The 24,052-nt window shown below is 48.4% G+C and carries 20 protein-coding genes; 5 read left to right on the top strand and 15 right to left on the bottom strand.

Annotated features, from left to right (window positions below; translation table 11 throughout):
• Positions 1–4 precede the first annotated feature (4 nt).
• The 6 genes from WFJ73_RS04920 to WFJ73_RS04895 all read right to left on the bottom strand — a co-directional run bounded on the left by WFJ73_RS04920 (position 5) and on the right by WFJ73_RS04895 (position 6,740).
• Complete coding sequence (locus WFJ73_RS04920; RefSeq protein ID WP_336771956.1) at positions 5–1,300, bottom strand: glycosyl hydrolase family 28 protein; 1,296 nt, start codon at positions 1,298–1,300, stop codon at positions 5–7.
• 3 nt (positions 1,301–1,303) lie between these two features.
• Complete coding sequence (locus tag WFJ73_RS04915; protein ID WP_336771955.1) at positions 1,304–2,095, bottom strand: polysaccharide deacetylase family protein; 792 nt, start codon at positions 2,093–2,095, stop codon at positions 1,304–1,306.
• Positions 2,092–3,135 (bottom strand): SGNH/GDSL hydrolase family protein, encoded by a 1,044-nt coding sequence (locus WFJ73_RS04910; RefSeq protein WP_336771954.1) that lies wholly within the window; start codon positions 3,133–3,135, stop codon positions 2,092–2,094. Before WFJ73_RS04910 ends, WFJ73_RS04915 begins: the two co-directional genes overlap by 4 nt.
• A gap of 200 nt (positions 3,136–3,335) precedes the next feature.
• The gene (locus tag WFJ73_RS04905; RefSeq protein WP_336771953.1) at positions 3,336–5,000 is read right to left on the bottom strand and encodes an apiosidase-like domain-containing protein; all 1,665 of its coding nucleotides are present in this window, start codon (positions 4,998–5,000) and stop codon (positions 3,336–3,338) included.
• Positions 5,001–5,360: 360 nt separating this feature from the next.
• Positions 5,361–5,750 (bottom strand): VOC family protein, encoded by a 390-nt coding sequence (locus tag WFJ73_RS04900; RefSeq protein ID WP_336771952.1) that lies wholly within the window; start codon positions 5,748–5,750, stop codon positions 5,361–5,363.
• Between the two features lie 114 nt (positions 5,751–5,864).
• The gene (locus tag WFJ73_RS04895) at positions 5,865–6,740 is read right to left on the bottom strand and encodes an AraC family transcriptional regulator (protein ID WP_336771951.1); all 876 of its coding nucleotides are present in this window, start codon (positions 6,738–6,740) and stop codon (positions 5,865–5,867) included.
• 563 nt (positions 6,741–7,303) lie between these two features.
• On the opposite strand from WFJ73_RS04895, the gene WFJ73_RS04890 reads away from it, so the two are divergent.
• Positions 7,304–10,777, top strand: a complete 3,474-nt coding sequence (locus WFJ73_RS04890; RefSeq protein ID WP_336771950.1) for a glycoside hydrolase family 2 TIM barrel-domain containing protein — start codon at positions 7,304–7,306, stop codon at positions 10,775–10,777.
• 296 nt (positions 10,778–11,073) lie between these two features.
• The gene (locus WFJ73_RS04885; RefSeq protein ID WP_336771949.1) at positions 11,074–11,682 is read left to right on the top strand and encodes a hypothetical protein; all 609 of its coding nucleotides are present in this window, start codon (positions 11,074–11,076) and stop codon (positions 11,680–11,682) included.
• A gap of 25 nt (positions 11,683–11,707) precedes the next feature.
• Here the strand turns inward: WFJ73_RS04885 and WFJ73_RS04880 are convergent, their stop codons facing one another.
• The 5 genes from WFJ73_RS04880 to WFJ73_RS04860 all read right to left on the bottom strand — a co-directional run bounded on the left by WFJ73_RS04880 (position 11,708) and on the right by WFJ73_RS04860 (position 17,813).
• Positions 11,708–12,385 (bottom strand): HAD family hydrolase, encoded by a 678-nt coding sequence (locus tag WFJ73_RS04880; RefSeq protein WP_336771948.1) that lies wholly within the window; start codon positions 12,383–12,385, stop codon positions 11,708–11,710.
• Positions 12,378–13,178 (bottom strand): aminoglycoside adenylyltransferase domain-containing protein, encoded by an 801-nt coding sequence (locus tag WFJ73_RS04875; RefSeq protein WP_336771947.1) that lies wholly within the window; start codon positions 13,176–13,178, stop codon positions 12,378–12,380. The genes WFJ73_RS04880 and WFJ73_RS04875 overlap by 8 nt, the downstream gene beginning before the upstream one ends.
• Positions 13,179–13,254: 76 nt before the next feature.
• Entirely contained in the window at positions 13,255–15,843 is a 2,589-nt protein-coding gene (locus tag WFJ73_RS04870) for a metallophosphoesterase (RefSeq protein WP_336771946.1), read from the bottom strand.
• Between the two features lie 2 nt (positions 15,844–15,845).
• Complete coding sequence (locus WFJ73_RS04865; RefSeq protein ID WP_336772132.1) at positions 15,846–17,111, bottom strand: class I SAM-dependent methyltransferase; 1,266 nt, start codon at positions 17,109–17,111, stop codon at positions 15,846–15,848.
• Positions 17,112–17,261: 150 nt separating this feature from the next.
• Positions 17,262–17,813 (bottom strand): hypothetical protein, encoded by a 552-nt coding sequence (locus WFJ73_RS04860; protein ID WP_336771945.1) that lies wholly within the window; start codon positions 17,811–17,813, stop codon positions 17,262–17,264.
• Positions 17,814–18,147: 334 nt separating this feature from the next.
• Here WFJ73_RS04860 and WFJ73_RS04855 point away from each other — a divergent pair, with 334 nt between their 5' ends.
• Both WFJ73_RS04855 and WFJ73_RS04850 read left to right on the top strand, forming a co-directional pair.
• A complete protein-coding gene (locus WFJ73_RS04855; RefSeq protein ID WP_336771944.1) occupies positions 18,148–18,579 on the top strand; it encodes a VOC family protein in 432 nt (143 codons plus the stop codon).
• Between the two features lie 27 nt (positions 18,580–18,606).
• The gene (locus WFJ73_RS04850; protein WP_336771943.1) at positions 18,607–19,110 is read left to right on the top strand and encodes a GNAT family N-acetyltransferase; all 504 of its coding nucleotides are present in this window, start codon (positions 18,607–18,609) and stop codon (positions 19,108–19,110) included.
• Positions 19,111–19,121: 11 nt separating this feature from the next.
• Here the strand turns inward: WFJ73_RS04850 and WFJ73_RS04845 are convergent, their stop codons facing one another.
• On the bottom strand, positions 19,122–20,234 hold the full coding sequence (locus WFJ73_RS04845; protein ID WP_336771942.1) for a DNA alkylation repair protein: 1,113 nt from the start codon (positions 20,232–20,234) through the stop codon (positions 19,122–19,124).
• A 96-nt stretch (positions 20,235–20,330) separates the two neighbouring features.
• Between WFJ73_RS04845 and WFJ73_RS04840 the strand changes: the two genes are divergently transcribed.
• Complete coding sequence (locus WFJ73_RS04840) at positions 20,331–20,861, top strand: GNAT family N-acetyltransferase (RefSeq protein ID WP_336771941.1); 531 nt, start codon at positions 20,331–20,333, stop codon at positions 20,859–20,861.
• Here WFJ73_RS04840 and WFJ73_RS04835 read toward each other — a convergent pair.
• The 3 genes from WFJ73_RS04835 to WFJ73_RS04825 all read right to left on the bottom strand — a co-directional run bounded on the left by WFJ73_RS04835 (position 20,858) and on the right by WFJ73_RS04825 (position 24,001).
• Positions 20,858–21,379 (bottom strand): GNAT family N-acetyltransferase, encoded by a 522-nt coding sequence (locus WFJ73_RS04835; protein ID WP_336771940.1) that lies wholly within the window; start codon positions 21,377–21,379, stop codon positions 20,858–20,860. The two genes, WFJ73_RS04840 and WFJ73_RS04835, sit on opposite strands and share 4 nt — an antisense overlap.
• A 94-nt stretch (positions 21,380–21,473) precedes the next feature.
• Positions 21,474–21,896 carry a VOC family protein gene (locus WFJ73_RS04830; RefSeq protein WP_336771939.1) on the bottom strand — a complete coding sequence of 141 codons (423 nt, stop codon included), beginning with the start codon at positions 21,894–21,896 and terminating at the stop codon, positions 21,474–21,476.
• A gap of 89 nt (positions 21,897–21,985) precedes the next feature.
• Complete coding sequence (locus WFJ73_RS04825; protein ID WP_336771938.1) at positions 21,986–24,001, bottom strand: methyl-accepting chemotaxis protein; 2,016 nt, start codon at positions 23,999–24,001, stop codon at positions 21,986–21,988.
• Positions 24,002–24,052: the final 51 nt, after the last annotated feature.

Raw genomic sequence — 24,052 nt, 5'->3', positions numbered from 1 at the left:
GCTGTTATTTAAACCTGATATCTTTTGCTTCTTTTACGAAGAGGTCAAGCTCGTTGCCATTCATGATTTTACGGCCGCCAAGCTTGAAGTTGTCGAAGGTTACGCGCTCAACAAGATGCTTGTCGTCGTATCCGCCAATCACGGAAATGGAATAGCCGGGATTGTACGGCGACGATATCACTTCAATATCCTTAAGCAGAATGTCTTGGATGCGGCCTCTTTCTTTATCGGTGTTATACATGGAGCGCATCACCCGGAAGTCGATCAGCTTATCGTAATAATGCTCGATGCGGATATTCTCGAATACGATATCCCGAACGGTTGCGCGATCGCCTACATGAATGCTGAGCGCTGCGCCGTAACCGTTAACGGACACGATATCGATATTGTGGAATTTGACATCTCTTACTTCATCAATCGTTAACTCATGTCCAATTTCAATCGCGTTGCCGGATGGTCCGTTGACGAAGACGCAGGAGCGTACTTCAATGCCATGCACGTCTTTAGCCGCATACAGCATAGGGCTGTCCGGACTCTCCGACCAGTCAAACGCTTTAATAACCACGCAGTCATCATTGTTGCGGAGAATGCAATTCTCGATTAATACATGCTGGCAGCCCACAATATCAATGCCGTCGGAGCTGACAACCTCGCCGATCTGCTTGATGCGGTCGATATGCACGTGACGGCAGTTCGCCAGCATGATCATCCAGCATGGCGGCTCGACCATAATAATATCCCGGATCTCTACATTAGAGCAGTCGTACAGCAGGATCGTCCTGTAATCTCTTGTACCGTGGAAATACGAGCCATCAAGCACGCCATTGCCGTAGATTTTTATATTCGACGCGCCGTTTGCGCGGACGCTGCCTTTGACTACGGCACCGTCTTCAATGTAGATGGATTCATTGTCGCGGAGGACAAGCTCGCCAACCTCATAAACCTGTCCGCCCTTGAAGTAAAACGTCGCTTTGCCGTCATACGCCTGCTCCTCATTTCCATAGAAGAACAAAGGCAGCGAGATACCTTCAATCTTTAGATGAAGGTACCGGTTACCCGTCAAGGTAAAACGCGCGGAATTGCCCGAGATTTCCACCGGAATATTCAGCTTTAGAGGGCTTATCGCCACGGAGCGGATCGGCGAAGCTGCCTCGATCTCGACTACGGCCGGACCGGAATAGGAAGCCGGAGCGAAATAAGCAACGTTTGTGCGAAACACGTCCACCTCTCGGCCGTTTACTTTAACCGTCACCTCATGAGCGCGGGGATAAGATTTTGGGTAATGATGATGAATATTCATAGCTTAATTCCTTTCTTCCAATTCGTCGTAACGAACGGAGGTCACGTCATATTGGCTGTAAAATGTGGCAAGATCGGGTACCAGCAGCATTCTTCGTTCGGCATCCCGCTCTGCGGCAATCTGCTCTCCGCTTATCTCGGCATTGCCGAATTGACGCATCTCTTCACTATCCAGGCCTGGATGCAAAATGACCGTATAAAGTCCTTCCGGGGCTGATTGAATATCTTGCCTATGATCGGATAAGTAGATCTGCGCCAGATCAACGGTTTCTGCCGGACTTCCTGCCGCGGCTTCGGCCGCTCTTGGAAGCGGCCGAAAGTAACGGTGAAAGTTGATGAGTCCTTCACGTCTGCACCAGGCGTCCAGCCATTCTGCATAGCCCTTTACGGAATAACTAAAAAACATATGCTCGTCGACATACGAGATTCGGAATCCGACTTCTCGGAGCCGATTATATTGCGCAAGCGTCTCCGCAATGGCTTCTTCTAAATTCACCTTCCCCATTAGGGATGGATGAGCCAGGAAGTATCCTTGTTCATCTATAAGGCTCGGCACCTGATTTGCAGGAAGCACAGGCTTCCATTTCACGCGGTCCCATTCGGCGTTCATCGTAATATGCATGCCGAAGCAAATCTCTTTGCAATCGGCAAGCAGCAAGGCACCCTGCTCCAGGTAAGGCCCCGGAGCCATCACGCTTACGTTTTTCAGCAAGCCGTGCTCGCATGCTTCCGCAATCGCTTGATTCGCCGACAGGCTGCCTCCGAAATCATCGCCCCGAAGCAAGAGCCGTATCATACCGTCACCGGCAAATAGCGGCTGATCTGCTCCGCTAAATGATTCGAAATCTCGAGGAGCCCTTCTTCGGAGGGATGAATGATATCGTTAGTTAACAGAGATGTCCTGGTAAGCAGCTCTTTGCCGGGAATATGAATCAGCTTCGGTCTGTTCATTTGTTTGACTTTATCAGCCACGATGCTGCGGAATTGCTCTCCGAGCTCACCGTTTCTGACGTCGCCCATGTAGGTGAACAGATCGGTTACGAATATCCACTTATCCGGATGAGCATCCGCGATAGTTGAAATAAAATAATCGACGCGCTTCCGGAACTCTTCCGGCGAACCCGGGACCCCGTTCTTCACATCCCAGATCATGTTGATGCCAAGCTCGATAAAAGCAAATTCCCAACCGGGCAGCTGTGCGATATAATCCGCCATCTCCGCGTCAACCATAGCCGCTCCGGCCATGGACAAGCTCCAAAGATCCACGCCAAGCTTCTCGGCCGTACGCATGCTGTAAGCACCGGTTGGACGAACGGCAGACGCGCCGCTGGAGATGGACGAACCGTACAGTAGCATTTTGCTCTCCGGCATGCTTCCCTCTCTTGGCAGCTCCGTCTCCCCCTCCACGCCAACTAAAGCGATATGGCTCTCATAGGGAAGTATGACGCGTACAAGATCCGGCGGAAAACGGAGATGTTCCTTGCCCGCGATCATCCGCATAAGCTCCATTTCCTTCGGCCGTTCAACCTCGATTTCCGTCACGTGGGCACCTAGAATCCGGGGAGCATTCTCTTGGAAGGTTCCGTGATAGACTTCGGCAACGGTGTGTCCTCCTGTCAGCTGATCCGCGTTCAGCACGGCAAACTTTAGCTTTACGCGATCCGATTTCATATGAAAACGGATTTCGACGGAGCCTGTTTTGAGCGCGGAATCATGCGCAATCTCGTGCAGCTGCAGCCGCAGGTCATCCGGAATACGGCACAGCTGCACCGCATCGCCGCCTTGCACCGGTTTGAGCTGCGCGACATTATGCAGATAGAGATTTTTATAATTCACAAAGGATCCTCTCCTAGTACGTGACGTTATAAAGTTTATATTTTTCGTATATCCTCCTCATTATAGAGGCGGCTTCCTAAAGTAGAGTGGGACAATAGATTGCAGCAGGTAGGAAGATCGGGTGATTATGCCGGCAAAAAAAGCAGGCCGTGACGAGTTCCACCTTCAAGGTACTCCACAGCCTGCCGGGTATAACGTTATTAGGCTTCGCTTCGTCTTAAACGGAGCACATAATCATCGTTTAAGGCATTGGATTCATTGGGGCACCGGAACAAAACAGCTTGTCCCGCAGATTGTACCCTTTGCGGCTCGAAGAATCTGCCTGTCCGCGGGTTGTACCAATTCATCTCGTAGCTTCCGGCTTGAAGCTGAAGCTCGATATTCCGGGGAACCGGGGTATACACAATATACAGTTCACCCTCATCCGCCAAACATAGCGCATCCTTCTGCGAGAGCAGAGCATCGTTCGGATTTGCCGTCCACCATTTACAACCTTCGAAGAACGTCGCAATATGGGCAAAACCTTCAAGCAGCCTCATCGAATCATCACCGCGCCCGTTAACCCATCCGCCGAGGCCATGTCCCGCGTATTCCCCGCTTGTCTGATAACATCCCGCCATATAGATTTCCCACGCTCTGCGCCTCAGCGTATCGCGGCTTCTCATCGGATATACTTTGCCTTCGCCCCACGCCGTTGGGTAATGATCCTCATAGCCGAACTCTTCATTTACCTGAGGCATAATTCTGCCCGTGCCAAGCTGAACGTCCCTATTCTGCCGCATATACGAATAGCCGCCACCCTCATCCCAGCTTTGGTAAACGGCAAAATCCGCCCAGCCCGAAGTCCGGAATTCAAAGGTTCCGTGCCCATGGCAGGTCATTAGATGATGATACGGATCGCAGGCTTTGAGATAATGTCCCATCCGTTCCACCCACGCATGAGGACGAATCAACCGGTATTCATTCGTTAAATCCCAGGTTATATTCGGGTATGCTGCAAGCCGGGACGCCGCATATCGAAAATACCTCTGCTCGTCTTGCCCGCCCATCAGAAGCTTGCCGTAGGGATCCGCTCCTTGGCGGTATGCATCTACATACATGATGAGAGATATTACGATATCTTTCTGGCTGGCGTATTCCAATATTCGCTCCAGCTTATGCCAATAAGCTAGGTCGAATCGGGTTAAGTCCCATCCTGGATTCTCCGCATCGTCCGGACGTTCAGCCTTCCAAGGGCCATAGCAGAATGTGAAATCCTCCGACTCGTATACCGGTTCGAACCAGGCCAGCGCATTTCGCACCCGGCTGGAGCTTAGCCCGAACCGTACCCGGTTGACTTTATGGTGATGGAAGCGGTCCAGCGTACGCTTAATCTCTTCTTCCTTGCGGATGCCGGGCAAATGGTAAGCCGTCATCCCGTTATAGAAGAAATGCTCGCCCGTTCCCTCCCATACAAAATGAAAAGGATGTTCCTTGTCTACCCGGATCAGTCCGCGGTGATCGCTCGCTATGGCATCGAATTGCCCTTCGTGGGACCATACCTTTCCTTGATATTGCAAAGAAACCGTATACACGTATCGGCCCGCCGAACGCGGCATGAAACGAATCCGAAACAAGCTTCCGTCTTCCGCATCGCAAAATCCGTCTACCGGAATTAAGCTGTCGCGATTTTCCGCCGTTCCATGCTGGGCGTCAGGCAGGCCGTGTTTAAAGGTAAATAAGTCCTCATCGCGTCCAAATTGCCCCATTACCTGGACTTCCGTAAATGGATTGCGAAATTCCGGTTGATCGACATGAATAACGATTTCATAGCGGTCATAAGCAGCAACCGTGTATGATAATGCCGGTTCAAATGAGATGTTCATCCCGTAGGTTCCACTCCTAACTAAATTAGTCTTATTCCAAATTTCGTTTAAATAAATCAATTCTTTGTAGAACGGAAACCAGGATTCACGGTCGCATTGACACCAAGACGCCTATAAAGAATGGTTAATTTTTCGGTTTAAATCATATCCAAACCAGCGTGGTACGCACTCCTGTAACTTATGTTATATGAAAGCTTAAAGAAGCCACGTAGGAGTTATGACTGATCTTAGATAGAAAATGCAACGAAGTTCGGATCAAGCTGCAATTTCAACTCGCTTCTAACAAAAAAGCTGTACAGGAATAGTTCCTGTACAGCTTTTGACACCTATATTCAGCTTTACTTAACAGCTAACGCCATATTAAGATTCCTCATTCTTATTCCCTGAACCAAATCCGATGACATAACCGTCCGGATCCTTTACCGAGAATTCCTTCCACACTCCCCAATCATGCTCGGATAGGACAGGCTCAGTTTCAATGATTGCCCCATTTACTTTCAATTCCGCATAGAGAAGATCCAGCTCTTGATGGGTCTGTACGTAAGCATACGTATTCCATATCCCTTTGTTTGGACGCACATCCTTGCTGTCCTCCGCTTGGATAAGCTTGAAGGCTAGGCCAAAGTTATCCCGAATAACCCAATATTCATTCACTTCGCACCCTAAAGCTTCCGCATAATATTTCTGTGAATCAGACAGATTGGATACCACTAAGACCGTAAGAGAATTCTCGACTTTCGCCTTCTTCATCACTATTCAACTCCCCAGTTACTGGAAATTATACTCACAAACAAAATATTACCAAACATATGTTCCTATGTAAAGCAAAAAAAGAAGAGGGTCTCCCTCTTCTTCTCGCTTGATCTATTCTCTCTGAATGACCGGTATCCAGACCTCGCTCCGGAACGTCGGCGAGCTGGTATCCTTATGCTCATTCCACAAAATCTCAGGACCATGCGCCGCTTCATAATTGGAGGACGGGAACCATTCCGAATAGATTCGTCCCCATACATTCTGCAGCGTTGCCGGGAATGGCCCTACCGCTTCGAATACGGCCCATGTTCCGGCTTCAACCATCAGCTCGCTGTAATGCTCCGGACATGCGGAAGTCGTTGCTGCACCGATATAATGGTCCAGCCCTCCTTTTTCCTCCATGCGGCCCTCGGAGAAATTAACGGAGGCGCTAATTAAGCCTGTTGGCGTCACGTTGGACAATGCTTTAAGCTCGCGGATCCGCTCCTCGGTCAAGCTCTGCCACATCGCGGCAATTTCCGGGTTCACGCCTTCAAATACAATCGGTACCCGCTTCATCAGCCCGACAATGCGGAACGCTTCCTTGTCTTCAATCCGGTAATTCATTTCGTCTCCCCCTGTTATGGTTAATTGAAAGGACATGCGGGGAAAAGCTTTCAAAGGTTGCCCAAGTTGCCTTGCCTCGGACGGTGTAAGCCCGTGAATGGCCTGGAATGCCTTGCTGAACGAATCCGCGGAGGTATAACCGTATGTGACCGCCACGTCGATCACTCTGGATGAAGAGTTCATCAGATCAAAAGCCGCCAACGTCAGTCTTCTCCTTCGGATATATTCAGACAAGGAAACCCCGGCAAGAAACGAGAACATGCGCGAAAAATGGTATTCCGAGCAGTGTGCCCTTCTGGCCGCTTCCTTGAGATCAATCTGCTCGGCCAAATGATCCTCGATATATTTCACAGCCTGATTCATTTGTTCCAGCGTATTCATCTGTTTCCCCTCCTTTCCTCACCAATAGATTAACAAAAGGGAATTCTTCCTATCCGACTTTTCTTGCACAAGATTAACGGCAGGCAGCTTATGAGCTCTTAGAATTAAAAAAAGGCAAACCTATGCAGGCTCGCCTCTTCCTTGCCTAAGATTGACTTACTTCCTCGATAACAGAAATAGGAACATGCACAAGCACGTTGGACTGGTAACGCAGCTGCACGAACTGCTCCTCTACCTTTTCTATTTTCCCGCACCATACTTTTCCCTTGCTGGTTCTTACGGCCACAGACTGCTGTGCGATCTGCGCATGCAATAAGTGCAATCGAATAGTTGAGATTGTTATCAACTCCCCTTCTGTTACCGGAGGTCCTCCGATCCTTACATAACTGGGACTTATTTCTTAATATTAAAGGATTGGACGTATTTGCACAATTGTCTAATTGCTCACTTAGAAAATTAAATAATATACTCGAATAATATTACTTCTTCTCTAATTTCATTGCACTCCCGCACACCTGATGCCACTATCGAATTAGAATCGTCAGAACGAAAGGAGTTCTCCCATGAGCCAGAAACAAAAGCTGAATAATGACTGGTTTTTCTCCAAGCACCCGCTTGGTACAGAGCTAGATATCATCCTGCAAGGCGGTATCGACTGGTCCCCCATTACCCTCCCTCATGACTGGTTAATCTATGACTCTCACAACCTGTATGAGAATAGCGTGGGCTGGTACCGCAAAATGTTCAACTTCTCAGACCTCCCCGCAAATAAGAGGCTTGCGCTTCGATTTGAAGGCGTTTACATGAATTCGACGGTGTATGTAAACGGTCGTATTGCCGGTACATGGAAGAATGGCTACTCGACCTTTGAGTTCGATATCACCTCCATGCTTACAACAGGCGATAATGAAATTCTCGTCCAGGTTATTCATGAATCCCCGAACTCCCGCTGGTATTCCGGGGCAGGAATTTACAGGCCGGTCTGGCTCATTACCTCACCGGATACACATATTGCCTCCGACGGCATTTATATTTCCGCTAAAAAGAGTACTAGCGACGCCTGGTCTGTTGATATCGATACCGAGGTTGTTTTTGCGAATCTCACCGCTTCTTCCGAATTTAAGCTTCGACATACGATTCTGAGTGCCGCAGGGGCAGTAATCAGTCATTCCGAAACCCTTATTCAACCGGAGGCTGGCTCGACCGTAACCTTCAACCGGGTACTTGCGGTTCATCAACCGATGCTTTGGGACTTAGAAGAGCCGAACCTCTATAAGCTCCAAACGGAATTAATCGTTGAAAATAACGTGTTGGATTCGGAAGAGCAGACCTTCGGATTCCGCATGTTCGATTTCGATACCGAGAAAGGCTTTTTCCTCAATGGCCGTCATGTCAAGCTCCAAGGAGTTTGTCAGCATCATGACCTCGGTTCTCTTGGTGCTGCCGTCAACAAGACGGCTCTGAGAAGACAAATCGCACTCCTCCAGGAAATGGGCGTTAACGCGATCCGGACAGCCCACAATATGCCGGCGGTTGAGCTGATGGAATTGGCCGATGAGATGGGTGTGCTTATCGTCTCCGAAGCGTACGACATGTGGGAACGGGCGAAGACGACGTATGACTTTGCGAGGTTTTACAAGGACTGGTGGGAAAAAGATATCGCGAGCTGGGTCCGCAGAGACCGGAACCATCCAAGCATGCTGATGTGGAGTATCGGCAATGAAATCTACGATACCCATGCCGATGAACGCGGGCAGACGCTTACGATAGAACTGCGGGATAAAGTGCATTTCCATGATCCGAAGGGTAATGCGGTGGTCACAATCGGTTCGAACTATATGCCTTGGGAGAATGCCCAGAAATGCGCCGATCTGGTTCAATTCGCCGGCTATAATTACGGCGACAAATATTATAAGCAGCATCATGAGGAGCATCCGGACTGGTACATTTACGGCAGCGAGACCTGCTCGACGGTGCAAAGCCGGGGCATCTATCATTTCCCGCTCGCCCAATCCGTTCTGGCGGACGACGACGAGCAATGCTCCTCGCTCGGCAACAGCTCGACCAGCTGGGGGGCAAAAAGTACGGAAGCCTGTATTATCGCTGACCGTGATGCCGCCTTCTCACTCGGGCAGTTTCTGTGGACCGGCTTTGATTACATCGGAGAGCCAACCCCTTACCATACGAAGAACTCTTACTTCGGCCAGATTGATACAGCTGGCTTCAAGAAGGATGCCTTCTATATTTATCAGGCGGAATGGACCGATTATCGCGTGAAGCCAATGGTTCATATTTTCCCCTACTGGGATTTCTCGGAAGGACAGCTTATCGATGTACGCGTCTCTTCGAATGCGCCAAAGATCGAACTCTTCTTCAACGATAACTCGCTAGGAACGTACGACATCGATCATGTCCATGGTAAGCAGCTGCTGGGAGAATGGCAGATTCCCTATACGAAAGGCATCCTTCGGGCTGTTGCTTATGACGAGGCGGGCAATGTGATTGCAACCGACATTCAGTCCTCCTTCGGGGATGCGGAGACCGTCCTTCTGACACCGGACAAAACAATGTTAGCCGCAAACGGCGCGGATCTGGTCTTTATCGAGATCTCAACTCTTGACCGGGATGGCTTGCCGGTAGCCAATGCCAATAACCGCATTCATGTAAGCGTTGAAGGTCCCGGCCGGCTCGTTGGGCTCGATAACGGGGACAGCACCGATTACGATTCGTACAAAGGAGCAAGCCGTCGCATGTTCAGCGGCAAGCTTCTGGCTGTCATTGCTCCTACGTTGGAAAGTGGAACGATTACGGTTCGTGCAGAATCCAAAGGTTTAACTGCCGGTGAAGTGAAGTTGGCCGTTGCTGCTCCCAAGCCAGCAACACCGGGTAATGAATATAGTCTGTATGCCTATGCACCTGAACAGGCTGTTGGGACATCAAGCGAATCAGCCGCTTCCGACGATGAGATTCCCGTACGCAAGCTGGAAATTATTTGTCCTGAAGGCAATGCGCTCACGGCGAAGAACCGGGCTCTGCCGGTACAAGTCGTTATCCATCCAAGCCAAGCAACGTATCGGGACGTGGAATGGCGGGTTACGAACGCAGCCGGCGTTGATGCCAATATTGCGACCCTGGAGGCAGACGAGCATCATGCAGCCGTTCACGCTATTAGCGACGGCGAGTTTTACATCCGCTGCGCAACAAAAAACGGAGCAGACAATATCCGTCTTTATTCTTTAATGGAGTTCCGGACTGAGGGTGTCGGACAAGCTTTTATTAATCCGTATGAATTCGTATCCGCAGGCTACCATAGCGAATCGAGCCGCAATCTGACAAACGGGAATGAACGCGGCGTAGCGACAAGCCGGGACGGCGAAAGCTTGATCTGCTTTGACAACATTGACTTCGGAAGCTATGGCGCGGACGAGATTACGCTGCCAATCTTTTCGCTGGATAGCGAACGGTTCACGATTGATCTATGGGAAGGCATCCCTGGCGATCCCTCGGCTTCCCTGCTAGCCCAACTGACGTACCAGAAGCCGACCAAATGGAATGTGTACCAGGAAGAGACGTATCGTCTGCCTCGCCGGCTTACAGGCATTATATCCCTCAGCTTTGTTCTGCAGCGCAAGATTCATCTGAAGGGCTTCCGCTTCAAGAAGGCAATTAAAGCATTTGAACGACTGGAAGCGCTGGAGAATAACCAGATTTACGGAGATACGTATACGCTGACGAATCAGGCAATCGAGAACATCGGCAACAACGTCTCGCTTGTGTTCCGGGACATGGATTTTGGGGATACAGGCACAAGGAAGCTTGCCATCTGCGGTCAATCGCCTATCGACAATAATACGATCCATATCCTTTTCAGCGGTGCCGAAGGCGAAACCAAGCAGCTGGTGGAGTTTGCCTATACGGAAGATTATTGCGAGAAAGAATACGCTCTCGAGCGGATAACCGGCCTTCAGACGGTCACCTTCATTTTCCTGCCGGGCAGCCAATTCAACTTTAAATCGTTTCAGTTTCTCCCGGAGTAATTAATCAACAGGCATAGGGACCTCAGCGGACAGCTGAGGTTCTCTTTTTCCCCTTCACACCGCAACTTACCAACCATAATGACGTACAATTGTATAATTCAGGAAGATGGCAATATTAATACCATAAGGGCTGCCGTCTTATCCTGATCCTCCTTTACGAAAATGTATATTTGAAATAAAGACTTTAGAAGGATTGAAGCGAGCACTTTGGTACTTTCGAACATTTCCATACGGGTTCATATTTTGGTACACTAAACGTTACGATTGTCACAGTCAGCTAAGGGAGGATTTATACATTGCGAGTAAAAGAGAATCTGATTGGCGCTGCAATCGCTTTTGTACTCATCTGCGGTGCGGGAGCCATCGGCGCGAATTACGTTCTTAAAGCCATGGATAATGGGGATAAGACTGAAACAACCGATAAAACGGAAACAACGGATACAGTACAACCGCTGCATGTTCCGCAAGTTAACTTTGCGGCGAATTCGACGGAAGGAAAAGCGATCGCGAAGATTAAGGAGTATCATTCGACCTTTGATCTCAAGGTAACAGGCGGCGGGCTGGATAATTTCAAGCCTGACAACGATACCGCCTGGGAAGAGTTTCTCGCGTCGGAAGTCTTCAACGCGAAAAATTACGAAGACATTGGCAAAAATTTGTCTAGCGTCGAAGGTCTGCAGATTGATATGAACAACCTGATCGAGCTTGCCGATATTGCCCGCAAGAAGCATGATCCGGATGCTTTGCGTTTCATGCACCGTGTTTTGCATGATTTGGACTTATACGCGTTCCCTAATAAAGATACCGTCCAGCGCGATTACTGGGGAGTGACGAACACCGCTCCCTCCGGCGACAATGCGAACCGGGACGAGATGGAAAAGTTTTTGGCCGCTAATAAAAAATAATGGAAAAACCGGGAACACGAAGGTGTTACCCGGTTTTTGTTTGAACGAAGCTATAGACAAGATTCGGTATCTCCGATAAATCATCGCAAGCGAAGTCTGTATACTCGTTAGGATCGGCCCTTTGCTTCCATATGGTCCTCATCCCCAGCTCCTTCGCCGGTATCATATCTTTCTTTATGTTATCGCCGACAAAGACGGCCTCCGCTGCAGAGACGTTCAGGTTGGATAGGGATAATTGAAAAATAGCAGGATCCGGCTTTCGCAATCCAACCGCTTCCGAGATAACAATGTCGTCAAAATAACCCTCGATGCCTAATGCCCGTATTTTGTCCCTCTGATAAAACGCTCTTCCGTTCGTAATCATGCCTAATTTGAATGCGGCCTTCTTCAGACCGATAAGCATTTCGATTAACCCAGGATAACCTATAGCATACTTCGAAAAATTCTGGTTCAGATCCTCCAGCATTACGGGAAGCAAGGAGCTGTCAATGGCAAAAAAATCGATTATATCCCTATAGACCTCACCTTTCGGACGAACGACATAGTTCATCTCCGTAAACTTCCGAACATACTCCCCTTTGTCTATGCGATAGGCTTCCAAAGCATATGCAACATATTGATGATTAGCGAATCCGATCAAGGATTGATGTTTATCCAGCAAGGTTTGATCGAGATCGAAAATAACGGCGGCGATATTATTCATTCAAGCACTCCTTAATCATATAGTCCATATAGGCTAAGGCATCTTGTCTGCGTTTGAAGACGGAACGGTACAAGGATTTGGAGTTGCCCTCCCGTAAACGAATGGATTCCCGTAAAATAGGGTGCCATCTTGCCGGTACATGCCGCATGGCATATTGACCTGCCCCGGATTTTGAGATCAGATCCCTTTCCTTAATCGAGTAATAAATGCGGGAAACGCCAAGCACTCCCCACTCAATCATCCCGCCTTTAAAAAACATGCCGAAGTAAGGCAAGGAAGGAAATCTCTCCACCTTTCGTTTCCAGTTCAGCCAATAATGCTCTAGATTCAGCTTCATGTTACGGGTTAAAACATCCCAATCAATCGTATAGCCGTAAGTGCGGGGATCCGGTCCAATTATCGCAATCCCGTAATGCTTAAGCTGGAACGCATCAACCGAATTTTTGTGCAGCCGCTCTAATCCTACAAGTCTGCCGTTATTAAAATAATAGTAAGGGCAATCCTGGTCTTCGAGACTCTCCAGATCTGCCTTCCATATGTACCTGCCGTCCAAGCTGATCTTCGGAAGGCTTTTCTCCAGATCGAAATGGATCTGTTCCAAGGCTTTCGCATCCTGCTCCGTAAGGGGCCGATGAGTAACCGCTGCAAAATCCAAATCGCTAACCCCTTCCTGAAAAGAGGCTAGCGAGATAGATCCGAACAGGTAGAAGGCTTCCAATAGGCCCGGCAGATCCTTGTTCAACCTGGCAAAATATTGATCCAAGATCGCCTGTGCTTGATCAGGCACCGTCATCCGTTTCACCCTCATTTATAGGATAAAGAGAGAATAGCACAGGCGGGGAATTTACAACATCCCTTATTTTACGTTCTCACAGCCTTGGGTCGATTTCCTTCTCTTTGGCCACCTCGAACAGCAGATTTGCTGCGATATGTTTGTATTGCTCATTATCCGGCGAGATCTCTGCGTGAGGAATAGCCAGCATCCGTTGACCGATCCGGTATTCCGCAGCCGAGGTACGAAGCTTCTGACTGACATTCTTTTGCTTCATTAGCTTGTTGTATTTATGCGGGAATCGATAGTCATACCCGTACACAATGGATAAATACTCCGCATTTCGAACTTTGATGAACGGAACAATCTGGCCATCGGTCGTTTCCGGCTTAATGACGACTCCTTCCATCTTCTGTTCAACGGTCAGCTTCGAGAAGAATTGCTCCGCTTGCTCAACAGCATCCTCACCCGTCAGATCAAGGAGCAGGAAATCGTCGTCCGAGAGAAAACGATACATCTCCGAGGTTTTCCAGTTTGCCGGAAGCTCCTCTTGACCGGATTCATAAATGATTTTAAGCAAAGCAAAAGGTTTATACGCAAGCTCGCCGTCTTCGGCATACAGCTCCATTTGTTGCTTATAGGTTTCGTACGCAGTCTGATGCACATCTAATGGCATAATTGAATCAAGAACAGCGGGCAGATGCTTATAGTTTTGATAAGTTATCGATCCGTATTTCTTGGTTAACTCCGCCTTTGGCGTATGATGTTGATCCTTCTCGAAGCCGCTTTCGCGGTATCCCTCGGTTAACTGTTGAAGAGCCGCTTCAAATCCGTTCCGCTGCAGAAAAGCGATCTCTGACTCTAACGCCTTCTCAATGGGCTTGAATTGCCGCTGGATTAATCCTTCTCCCATTGCCTGCCATGGAAGCAGCTCGCCGTCGAGGATAAGCATTTCTATAGCATGGTCTTTCATATAACCGCTGAATTTGTTAAGCAGCCCGGAATAGATAGCGTTCATATCCACTTTCTTAATTTTGTATCCGTTACGGCTAATCGCAAAGCATTGCTCCGTATCGGCATGGAGATAAATATTGCATCTCGAGCCCATATACTTCGGCTGCAGCACAACTTTCCTCACGCCGCGCTCCGCGTAATACTGCAAACCTTTGCGGATGGATTCCAATTGGCCAGCCGAATCATCCTTATCCGCCGGCGCCATCGTACCGGAAATATAATTGATCTTGTGATTAGTGGAGTAGCGAAGGCGGCGCAGCTCCTCTTCCCCTAAATCCTGTACCGCTACTTTTCGTTCCGTTACAAATAATGACTTGAGCTCCTCCGACATATAAGCCTGATTGGATGGTTGGGATTTGAAAAATGGCTTAAAAGACAGGCTCACAGCGGTTAGTGCGTTACCATGCACGCAGCCGGAATCCACATGTACTTTATTTTTGATCCGGAACGCATTCTTCGCGGCGACATGGCCGAATACATGAAACGGATAATTGCTCACCGCTTCTTCCTCCAGAAATTTCAGCTGCGATTCCAAGTCTGCTTCGCGGTCAATCCGGAAATTTCGCTGATGGCGAACCGAATGCGTATCCAGCTTGCCGATATATTTGTTCCGGCATGGCGCATGAGTGACATAAAATGAGGAACCGTTGCCGCTAACAAGGCGGTAAAAAGGCTTCGAAGCCGCAACAAGCTGATGAAATTGATCAAGGAGCTCCAGATTGCCTGCAAGTACCTGCGTGGAGTCAAAATACGTATGCATCAGCTCCTGGTCGACTCCGTGAATATCCCCTTTTGAATACTTGTAGACAAAGTTTTCGTGATTGCCCAGCACAAAATAGAAATGCTCCCGATTCTCATAAAGAAACCGTATCGTTTCCCTGGTCTGTTTCCCTTTGTCAATCCAGTCTCCCACAAGCACGATTTTCGTATCTTTGACACGGTCGACAGGCGTTAAGGTATTTCCTTCAACTAGATAACCGTAACCGCGCAGTAGAGCTTGGAACGTATCCAGGCATTCATGAATATCCCCTACCACGATATATTTATAGCGGCTTGGCAGCGCGGTTGCCAGGTACTCATCCAGATTCTCGATACGAACCCGGTATTCGGGATTTGCTTTTTTCTCTGTGACGGAGTAGAAATCTTTGGCCCTAATTTTGTGAACGGCTGAATAGCCTTCCCTGGATAAAGAACGCAACACTTCGGTTTTGAGACGGTTAATATGTGCGGTGATCAGCTTTTTGGAACGCTCGGAAGCGTAATAATCGGCACGGGAGCGATAATCGAACAGGATAACTTCCACATTGTAGTTGTTCTCATGGGCGATATCCCTTACTTTTGCGCGGAAATCCTCTGCCAGCCCCGTTGTATCTACGATAACGAATTCTGCATTGACCGGAAACGAGGTGACAAGCCTGAGCTTCGTAAACAACAATTGAAAAGCTTGATCGCTTGCTTCCATCATGACCCGGTCATATTTGTCGTAATCAAAGCCTAATACCTCCTGCCGGATGGAATCCGAGGACAAATATTGAATGTTGGAGGTAATGCCTTTCTCTTCATCCCGGAACTTCAGGCTCGGAATCAATATTTCGTTCGCGAAGGTAGATTTCCCGCATTCCGTTGATCCGACCATAAGAAAGATGGTATGAACTTTCGTTGAGATCTCCATGGTTATGCTCCTCTTTTCTTCAAAATAACGCCTTGCGTCGTCCGGACGCTGTTCACGCCATCGCCGATTGCGATAAATTCAACATCCCATTTGATTTCATGAATGACATCCTCGAACCATTGCCGGAATTCTTTTTGCGTCATCTCCCATTTATGATCTTCGTGCCTCATATTCTGAAGCTCGTAATAGGGATTAAAGTCAGCATTAGGCGTTGTCAAAATAAATTGATCGAAATCGATACGGGCACAAATCGTTTGAATAAGCTGCTTGGCTTCATCCTTGCTCATATGCTCAATAACTTCGGTCAGGATAATATCGACCTGTTCCCCGTTGTAGTCCTCCAGGAAATGCTCAATCGACCGGTAAAGCGCAATATTGTCGATTTCTTTCGAGCTTGCTTTTCGTTCCACGGTAGCAAGCAAATCCTCGTTAATATCGATCGCATAATAACTCCCCTCTGTCTTTTTGGCGAAAGGTATCGCATAAAACCCTTCCCCGCAGCCGACATCCAATATCGATTTATCGAATTTAAGAGAGCTGCCGATATAATTCCTTCTCTGAAACGCCGTTCCGCCGAAATCAAAGTCAATCGCGTAACGTTCCGTGCGCTCCAATGCTTGTTTATACTTCCGGAAGCTCGACTTGGACTGCAGGAAGTTTCTTGCGAACAGGCTGCGAATATAAAAGGGAGCATCAATGACTTGGATGCTATGAATATATTTGTCCAGAACTTCGTCGTTAATATCGATATACTCCTTGCCTGACATTGCCAGGAACAAACAGAGGACACTAACCACATGAAGGAGATGATACAAGCTCTTCTCGGTTGTGATCGTTAACGTATAGCTCTTGCCGGATAACGATTGATATTCAAAGCTGCAATCCCGCATGTGCTTCTCGAACATCTCTACATAGCGGACCCATTCCACGTGAACCATATTGATATAGAAAGCATGCACGAAGCCGTCTACATCCTCTTCATGCCGGTTTTTGTAAGGCGCCGAGAAATATTCGTTGATGGCATTAAGCGGAAACAACGGCGTATTGTACCTGGAAACATTCAAATATTCGAATTGTTCCTCTTCGCTTTCTTTATAGGACACCTCATTGTCCGCATCCTTAAAATAGACATTGTAAGCCGAGTCATCGGTATACCAGCCATAGGCCATGCCTTTCCGGACGGATCGGATTTGCATGCCGGAGCCCGGATTCTTTTTTAAGAGATAAGAAAATTTCGGATTCGTAGATTTCAACTGTACGATGGCCATAAGGTTCATTCCCTTCTTCCTTCACAACTTCTAATCGAATTTTCACATATCTTCCATTCAAGGAACATGGCAAAAGTATTACGACACGCCTTTTGAAGGGCAAAAAAAACAGCACGTTGGCCGGAGAAACCATTGTGCTGCTTTCACTTCTTAAGTCAAACGGTGCATGCTCCTTATAATCCCTCCAGAGTTGGCCCCGCCTAATATTAATGCAATAGTTAATCCATCCGCATTGTAAAACAACCCGACTACGTCACCTGCATTCAAAGTTACGTCACTGGATAAGGTAACCGTGCCATTTCCCAAAATGGCTCTGAGATTGAGAAGCGTGACGTTAACATTGAGAAGCGGGAATAATCCGCTAATAAGCGTCGTAGCCGTTGGCGAAGTTCGTTGCACGGCAAAGGAGGGATTTATACCCGGTCCTAGAGTTAAGGTTATTGCGGCTGTTGTTGAATAGTTGATCGTTGCCAGAATCTCATATCTGCCGGTAACCGGAACCGTATAATTGCCTGTCGTCGCATTAAAGCTGGCGCTTGTAAAATACGGCGAAGCCGTCGACCAGTTGGTCAACTGCTGGCTTGCCGACAAGTTGAGCGTACTAATAAACCCCGAAAAACCTTCCGTCAATATGTTCGGGCCGGTGGCTCCCGTGGCTCCCGTCGTTCCCGTCGTTCCCGTTGCTCCTGTTGCCCCTGTCACTCCTGTCTCGCCCGTCTCGCCCGTCTCTCAGCTCTTGCAGAAGATGAAGCACCGTGCCCGTTTCTTGCCCAAATCCTTTTATTTTGGATTTATGTCTTTTCTGATTTCCCGAAGCACCTTTCATCGGTTTCCGGCGTTTCAACCGTTCCACCTCCCCATGCTTCTCCAAAGGCTCCACGCGCAATTACAACTACTGCTACAACCTATATATTTACGTACAAAAGGTTTTTGGCATAACTAGCTGTTCGCATTTCTCTATTGCCACTCCATTTTGCAAAACGTTATAATTGGAACCATATTCCATTCATTCATATTTTTTAGGAGGACAACCGATATGATCCCTCAGCGTGTCAGCTTGATTACGATTGGCGCTTACGATTTGCCTGCGCTTCGTGCTTTCTACCAGAAGCTTGGCTGGGAGGAAACCGAGCACAGTTCGGATAACTATGCTGCGTTTACGACTGCAGGCGTCATTTTGACCCTATTCCCAGTTCAAGAACTAGCCAAAGATGCGGGAGTAACCTTTACCCAAGACAAAAATAGCTACCGTGCGGTCTCTTTTGCCATTAATTTGGACGAGCCTTCGCAAGTTGACTCGGTTATGGAACAAATCCGAGAGATTGGCGGAACGATTTTAAGAGAGCCTAGCGATGCGTTCTGGGGAGGCCGGACGGCGTACTTCGCCGATCCGGAGAACAACCTGTGGGAAGTAGCCTGGAATCCCTCTGCCGTATTTGACAAGCGGGGCGCAATGATTTCGTATTAACTTCATTGAGGAAGAGGTTGTTTAATCGTGGAAATCCGAAGCATTCAAGAATCTGAGATTGACCTGTTTATCGAGGTTTTATTGGAAGGTGCACAATGGATAGCTGCTAACAAAAACCGGATGTGGGATGAATCCGATCTTCATGCGCATAGTCTCATGGATGGATTAACGATAAACAACTTTTTTGCGGCCTTTATTGAAGGTGAGATTGCCGGGGTTATGATTTTGCAGGATGAGGACAGCTTTTTCTGGCCGGAAGACCCAGAGGGGGAAGCTTTATACCTCCACAAGCTGTGTATTAGGCGAAAATATGCGAAGACCGGGTTATCTGACAGCATGATCGGGTATGCGAAAAAGCTTGCCGAAGTCTCTCGCAAAAGATTCCTGAAGCTGGACTGTGCCGCCGACCGCGCTGCTCTGCGGCAATTTTACGAACAACATGGTTTCGAGCTGGTTGGCGAGAGACTTGCAATGGAGATGTACCCGGCTGCTTTTTACCAATTCGAAATAAAGAGCTATGCCAAGGCATAGCTCTTCTCCCTCTATTCAGCTTGCGGTCGCAGATCAATGGCCGTATACGCCGTTTCAACGCCATTTACCATCAGCACGATACGATGCTCTCCCGCATAATGCCGCCGGGTGGATAAATCCGCGAAGCGGTGAACCCTGCTTCCTGACAGCTTTGAACCGCCCGGAACCGTCTTGTCTGATAATAGGAACAATTTACGGGAAGTTTTGCCGCCTGATTTCACAAAATCTATTCCGTATTCAATCCTAAGATGCAGAGGCTCTCCCTCTTGAACTTGCAAATCGTATTCCAATCTGCAGCTGTCACCGATCTTAAGGATTGATGGCCGTGCTTGAATATCTGCGGAAATAACGATAGGCGCGGAGTCCTCCGACATCGCGTAACCGAAAATGGCCAGAGCCTCCGGATGTGCTTGGCGAACAAGATTCCGGCAAGCATGACGGATAATCCAATCCGTGTAAGGATCCTGCCCCTGCCAGCGCCGGGCTATGTCCAATACAACATCCGGATGATCCTTCGCAATATCGTTCAGGTTATTGGCGACGCTCTTGCGAACGTAAAGCGAAGGATCCGCCTTCAGTAATTCCAGTACCGGAAGCAGCGGCGAGGGGTCCCTCTTAAAGACGGGAAGGGCTTGGCCCCAAGGAAGACGAGGCCTGCAGCCTTCGCTTGCCAGTCTTCGCACATGTTCATTCGGGTCGCTGGCCCAAGTTAGCATTTGCTTCATCATTCGCTCGGGATCACGGAGCAAAAACACGCGGACGGCGAATTCCGCCGACGATTTCGAAGTAAATCTCTCCAGAGCTTGCATGGACAGCTCCCAATGCTCTTCTGCTCCACCGTACACCTCAACGAAATCCGGGAAGAACAGATACGGGAAGCCGCTGCACTCCTCGCAGATCGCATATAAGACTGCCAGCGCGTCGCCGTAATTTGCCGGCAAATGCCTGCCCAGTACCGTTGAGATTTGCCTGATCCTCCCTTTCAACGCCAGCTCGTTCCACTCTTCGTTCATAACTTCAGTCACAAAAGCCTCTTTCGCAAACGCTGGATAAGCGGCCAGCACTTTATCCGCGAATTGCCGCAGGAAAGCTTCGTCATACATATCTTTTAATGGCTCAGCCAATGGAGTACCTCTCTTCGATAATCTCTTTGTCGTAGTCATACGCCCATTATAGAACATTTGTTCTTGTTTTGCAAAGTAACGTAAAGGAGGAACCGCATGTTTCCTATTTTAGAAACGGACCGTTTGCTTTTAAGAGAAATTACGATCGAGGATAAAGCGGATATCTTTGCTTGCTTTTCGAACAAACAGGTTACCCGGTATTACGGACAAGAGTCGTTTGAGCACATGGACCAGGCGCAGGCACTTATCGTATATTTCGCAACGGGCTATGCGGAAAAGCGCGGCATACGCTGGGGGATTGAGCTTAAGGAAACAAAGAAACTCATTGGAACGATCGGATTTAATTTATGGTCTCCCAAGCATAGAAGGGCTGAGGTCGGATATGAACTTCTTCCCGAATCCTGGAGGAACGGTTATGCCTCGGAAGCGATTTCCGCAGTCCTGCGGTACGGATTTCAGGAACTAAAGCTCAACCGAATAGGCGCCGTGGTGTTTACCGATAACGAGGCCTCGAATCAACTGCTTACGAAGCTCGGCTTTCAACAAGAAGGCGTTTTAAGAGACTATATGGTTCAATACGGAAAGGCGCACGATACGTACATATACTCCCTTCTAAACCTTATTTAAAATTTGCGATACCAAAATACTGCCTTCTCGTGAGCTGCGGAAAATTTGGAATATAGCATCGTATCCACTCCTCCGATAGTAAAGTTGTTTCTCGCATAAAAGCGGCAAGCCGATAAATTAACGTCTTGCGTCTCGAGCATAAGCCCAATTTGATTACGTTGTTTCGCCCACTCGACGGCTTTCTCGAGCAATCGGGTTCCGATGCCTTGAGTACGCTTGCTGGCGGATACCCCGATATCTTCGACAAGAGCAAAGCCGTTCCAGTTGGAACGAAGCTTAATCCGCCCGATGCATTGATGATCCGCATAATAGAAAAAAACAGCTTTATCTGGATCCTTCATATACGAGTCGTCTATTTCATCGTTTTCATATTGCTTCAAGTACGGTTCAGAAAAGCTTTCTTCCGTATAGGTCCAGCAATCCATTTCAAACTTGGGGATTATTCGTCCGGTTACAAGGAAGCTTTCGTTCGACTTGTGATAATCGCCTTTATTTGAAGGTGTCATTTTTATAATCATGCCTCGATCCCATTCTCCTTCCAGGACAAAAAAAGAACCAGTACCTGCCCAAACAGACTACTGGTTCCTTCTATTTTTGTTAGATAACTATGAGTTAGTATTCGCCAATTCCGAGATTGAATTGCCAATGAATACCGAATTTATCGGTAATCTGACCGTACAGCTTGCTCCAGAACGTCTCCTGCAGCTCCATCGCGATGTTGCCGCCAACCTTCAGACGATCGAAGGCCGAACGGAGTTTGGCTTCGTCTTCCTCCACGTAGGCCAGCGTAATATTGTTGCCTACCGTAAACGGCATGCCCGGGAATACGTCGGAGAACATCACGTTGCTGCCGCCAATGTTCAGGCGCGTGTGCATAATCAAGTTTTTCGCTTCTTCCGGCAAAGGATATTCCGGGTTGGGAGGAACTTCGCCAAACGTCATCAGTTTAGGCTTGTCCAACCCAAATACTTCGGCATAAAACTCCGCCGCTTCGCGGCAATTTCCGTCAAAGTTCAAATAAGCATCAACTGACATCTCGATCTCTCCTTGTAAGACGATTATAAAATCGTTGGATGGCTACCCTTCCATACTGTACCATTTTCGATACAAATAATCAAAAGCTGTTATTTCGTTTTGAATTTCGACAGCACTTCCTGCAAATGCTGAGCCATATGGCTCAAATCCTCGGCAGACGAGGAAATATCCTTCATGGAAGACAGCTGCTTCTGGGCACCTTGCGTAATATCCTGTGAGTGGTTATGCGTGGTTTGCGTCATCGATACAATCTCGGTCATTGAGGCCGTAACCTCTTCCGTACCCGCGGACATTTGCTCCGATGCGGCAGACACTTCTTGGATTTGACTGGAGATCTCCTGGAACGTTGCGGTCATGCGGCCAAATACTTCGCCCGCTTCATTAATAAGCTCCGATCCAATCTCCACATCGTTCACACCTTGATTCATTGCATGCGCGGCACGTATCGTTGTTCCTTGCACTTCCTGGATCAACGCCGTAATTTCGGACGCGGATTGCGCCGACTGCTCCGCCAGCTTTTTCACTTCATTGGCAACTACGGCAAAACCTCTGCCATGCTCCCCTGCCCGTGCAGCTTCAATGGACGCATTAAGCGACAGCAGCTGCGTCTGATTCGTGATTTCCTGAATAACCGATACAATGCTGCCGATCTGGTTCGACTTAAGCTCCAGCTCCCGAACCTCATCGGCCGACTTGATTGCGGATGCGTGAATAAGCTTCATCTGTTCAACGGCATGGGTAACGGCAACCTGGCCAAGCTGCACTTCTTCGAGCGAGGTCTGCGAAGCTTCCGCAACGAACGAGGAGGATTCGGCAATCCGCTGCACGCCGGAAGCCATCTCTCCCATAGCAGTGGAGGTTTGTTCGGCAGAGATCATTTGATTCTCCCCGGCTGATGCCACATTATGTATCGCTTCTCCGATACGGCTCGAAATATCGACGGAATCTATGGATGAAGCAGTCAGCTCTTCGGAGGAAGCGGCCAGCTGCTCCGCCGCAAAGCTCACTTTGCCTATCGTATCGGAGAACGAATCTAGCATCTCGTTCATATTATCCGCTAGCTGACCAAGCTCGTTTTTTGCTTTGACTTCCAGTCTTGGCCTTAAATCTCCGCTAGCGAGGATTTTAATGACATTTGATATGTAAACAATCGGCTTCGCCATCTGATTGGCAGATATATAGGTAGCGATTAGAGCCAGCAGGGTAACCGCGAGTGCAACTCCAATCGTTTTCCAGAGCATGTTCGTAACGGGCTGCATCGCTTCTTTCTCCGAAACCGATAATTGGATGACGTAGCCGTTGCGCGTCGCTTCGGCATAGCCGATCTTTTTCTCCCCGTTAAAGGTATAGGAATAGCTCGTATCCTTGCCCTGCTTGGCCATTTCGAATGCCTTCACCGTTTCCGGCATGTTCATGTCGTAAACGGTTTTTTTCATGACCAAGTCTGCTTTCGGATGACTGACAACAAGTCCGTTGCTGTCCAACAGAATCGCGTAGCCGGTTTTTCCGACTTTCGTTTCGCTTACAATCGCGTCGGCTTTGTTTATTTCATAACCGAATGCGTAGAAGCCATAAGCTTTTCCATCCTGTTTAAGAGGTGATGCGATTACGATGGATACCTTGGAAGGATCGATTTTATTCACCAACGGATCGCTGACCGTCAAATTGCCTTCCGACAAAGATTTGAAATACGGCCGTTCCGATAAATCAATCTTGTCACCGGTTTGCGTGGAAACAAAATTTTTGCCTGACATGTCAAGCGAATAGCCCGGGGACATCAATTCCGGATTTTCTTTAATAAAATGCTCAATCAATTCCCGGTGCTTCCCGGCATCCTGGCCATAGTATTGCCCCACCCCCGCCAGGGCATTGATCTTGGATACCTTGGACTGCAGCTCTTCGTCGAGCCTTGCGGTAATGACATCGGCCTGCTGGGCAAGCTCCCTCTTGATCTGGCTTTTGAACAACGAGGAGTTCGCAAGAAATAAAGCTGTCGACATGGACACTACAATCGCTATCGCAATTATCAGCGTCGTGATCAACATGCGGTGGGCAATTTTCCGCGTTTGAAATAACCTGGGTAGTTTGAACCTCTTCTTCAGCATTTCTCATTTACTCCCTCACTGTAATGTCGGCCGCGGCATGCCAAAAAGACC

Source organism: Paenibacillus sp. MMO-58, from assembly GCF_037146255.1.
GTDB lineage: Bacteria > Bacillota > Bacilli > Paenibacillales > Paenibacillaceae > Pristimantibacillus.
Note: the sequence above shows the minus strand (reverse complement) of the source record. Positions and strands in the feature narration are given on the sequence as shown.